This window comes from Pseudomonas sp. EL_65y_Pfl2_R96 (assembly GCF_963970905.1).
Taxonomy (GTDB): Bacteria; Pseudomonadota; Gammaproteobacteria; order Pseudomonadales; family Pseudomonadaceae; genus Aquipseudomonas.
Genome location: NZ_CAXAQH010000463.1, coordinates 1 through 255 on the forward strand (window position 1 = coordinate 1; position 255 = coordinate 255).

The 255-nt window shown below is 52.5% G+C and carries 1 rRNA gene; it reads right to left on the reverse strand.

Annotated features, from left to right (window positions below):
* A 16S ribosomal RNA gene (locus tag AACY49_RS31585) occupies positions 1-255 on the reverse strand; the annotation flags it as partial.

Sequence of the window (255 nt, forward strand, 5' to 3'; positions counted from 1 at the left end):
CTACGCGCGCTTTACGCCCAGTAATTCCGATTAACGCTTGCACCCTCTGTATTACCGCGGCTGCTGGCACAGAGTTAGCCGGTGCTTATTCTGTCGGTAACGTCAAAACAATTACGTATTAGGTAACCGCCCTTCCTCCCAACTTAAAGTGCTTTACAATCCGAAGACCTTCTTCACACACGCGGCATGGCTGGATCAGGCTTTCGCCCATTGTCCAATATTCCCCACTGCTGCCTCCCGTAGGAGTCTGGACCG